Below are 2,566 nucleotides of genomic sequence, written 5' to 3' on the forward strand. Positions count from 1 at the left end.
GATCTGGGTGACGCGGCTCGACCGCACCCGCAGCTTCGCCAACCGCGCCTATTGCGACTTCATCGGATTGCCTTACGAGGAAGCGCTGGTGTTCGACTGGCGCAGCATCATCCATCCCGACGATGTCGCCGAAGTGGTTCGTAACAGCGTTGCCGGAGAAGCCTCGCTGCAGCCGTTCCTGCTCGAGGGCCGCTATCGCCGCGCCGACGGAAAATGGCGATGGATCAGGTCGGAGTCGCAGCCGCGCTGGGATCCGGCCGGCCGCCATATCGGCTTCATTGGCGTCGCCCATGACATCACCAGCGCCAAGCAGGCGGAGATCGATCTGCGCAACGTCAACGATGTGCTGGAGCGGCTGATCGCGCAGCGCACCGCGCAGCTGCATTCCAGCGAGTCGCAACTCCGCGCGATCCTGGAGACCACCAACCAGTATCAGGGCCTGCTCGATCTGAAGGGGCGGCTGCTCTACGTCAACGGCACCGCGCTCGCGGGCATTCAAGCCGAACCGGCGCAGGTGCTGGGCGCGCTGTTCTGGAACACGCCGTGGTTCGACGCGACGCCCGACGCGCCGGTGGTGATCGAGCGTGCGTTCCGATCAGCGCGGGCAGGCGAGATCGCCAAGCTCGATCTGGAGCTGCAGCTTCCGGCCGGGCCGCGGCACATCGATTTCTCGTTGCGGCCGGTGTCGGATGAGCAAGGCGGCGTGATGGCGGTGCTGGCGGAAGGCATCGACTCCACCGAGCGCCGTCGCAACGAAGAGGCGCTGCGGCAGGCGCAGAAGATGGAGGCGGTCGGGCAGCTCACCGGCGGTGTCGCGCACGACTTCAACAACCTGCTGACCATCATCCGCTCCGCGGTGGACTTCCTGCGCCGGCGTGATCTGCCGGAGGAGCGCCGCCGCCGGTATGTCGATGCGATTTCGGATACGGCCGATCGCGCCTCGAAGCTGACCGGGCAGTTGCTGGCGTTCGCGCGGCGGCAGCCGCTGTCGCCTGTTGTGTTCGACGTGGCGGCGCAGATCCAGAGCATCGCCAACCTGATCCGCCCGCTGGTCGGCAGCCGTGTCGAGATCGACGTCGACACCGGCTTGGGCCCGAACTACGCGATCGCCGACGTCGGCCAGTTCGAGACTGCGCTGGTCAATCTTGCCGTCAATGGCCGCGACGCGATGAATGGCGAGGGCCGGCTGTCGATCGCGCTCCGCCGCATCGACGAAATTCCGCCGGTGCGGTCGCAGCCGGCGCGGCCCGGCGAGTTCGTGGCGATCTCGGTCACCGACAGCGGCAGCGGCATCGCGCCGACCAATCTCGATGTGATCTTCGAACCGTTCTTTACGACCAAGGAAGTCGGTCGCGGCACCGGGCTCGGCCTCAGCCAGGCATTCGGTTTCGCCAAACAGTCCGGCGGCGAGATCAGCGTGCACAGCACGTTGGGCGAGGGCGCGACGTTCACCATCTACCTGCCGCAAGCGCAGGCGCCGGAGCAGACCGCGGCGGCGACGCTGTCGCGCGCCGATCCGGCCGGCGGGCTCGGCCATCGCATCCTGGTGGTGGAGGACAATGTCGAGGTCGGGAAGTTCTCGACCGAGCTGCTGCAGGATCTCGGCTACACCATCAAATGGGCGAAATCCGCCGATGAGGCGCTGGCGGCGTTGGCCGAGGATGAGTTCGCGTTCGACCTGGTGTTCTCGGACGTGATCATGCCCGGCAAGAACGGCGTCGAACTCGCCACCATCATCCGCGAGCGTTATCCCGGCCTGCCGGTGGTGCTGACCAGCGGCTACAGCAGCGTGCTCGCCGAGAACGCGCACCAGGGCTTTGAGCTGGTGCAGAAGCCGTATTCGGTCGAGGCGATCTCGCGGGTGCTGCGGCGGGCGATTTCCGAGCGCAGGACGCGGCCGACCGGATGATACAAGTACGCGGTCGGCGTACTCACATCATCAGCGGCCTGGCCTCTTCGGCCATCGCTTGCAGCAGCGGCAGGAAGCGGTCGATCATCTCACCGGTGGTGATGCGGTCGACATGGGCGCCGATATTGGCGGCGGCGACGATCGTGCCGTCGTAGCGCCGGATAGGCACCGCGACCGAACGGAAGCCGGGCTCGGCTTCGCGATCGACCAGCGAGTATCCCTTGGTGCGATCGGCGATGATCGTTGCGATCACCGTCTGCTTGTCGGTGATGGTGTCTTCGGTCTGCTTGGTCAGCGTCATCGCGCCGATCGTCGCGGTCAGCTCGTTATTATCAAGCCGACTGAGCAGCACGCGGCCGACCGAGGTGCAGAACAGCGGCAGCCGATAGCCGAGATCGATCCCGGCCGAGAACACCCGCGCCGGGCTGGCCCGCGCTACGAACACCGCATCGTCGCCATCGAGAATCGCCAGCGAGCAAACTTCCTTGGCGCTGGCCGACACCCGATCCATCAGCGGCTGCAGCACCGCGCTGATTTGATTGGACGCCAGATACGCCGACGCGAGACCAAGCACACGCGGCGTCAGCGCAAACAGCCGGTCGTCGCTGCTGACATAGCCGGAGCTCTGCAGCGTCAGCAGCGACGACCGGCTGTTTG

General features: G+C 66.3%; 2 protein-coding genes. One reads left to right on the plus strand and one right to left on the minus strand.

Annotated features, from left to right (window positions below; all coding sequences use genetic code 11):
• Positions 1 to 1,909, plus strand: a 1,909-nt coding sequence (locus DYI24_RS24865; protein ID WP_164574226.1) for a hybrid sensor histidine kinase/response regulator, incomplete at its 5' end; no start/stop codon positions are given.
• Between the two features lie 22 nt (positions 1,910 to 1,931).
• Here the strand turns inward: DYI24_RS24865 and DYI24_RS24870 are convergent.
• The coding region (locus DYI24_RS24870; protein ID WP_164574227.1) for an IclR family transcriptional regulator domain-containing protein at positions 1,932 to 2,566 on the minus strand (635 nt) is incomplete at its 5' end.

Source organism: Rhodopseudomonas sp. BR0C11, from assembly GCF_010820945.1.
In the GTDB taxonomy this organism is placed as follows: domain Bacteria; phylum Pseudomonadota; class Alphaproteobacteria; order Rhizobiales; family Xanthobacteraceae; genus Rhodopseudomonas; species Rhodopseudomonas palustris_H.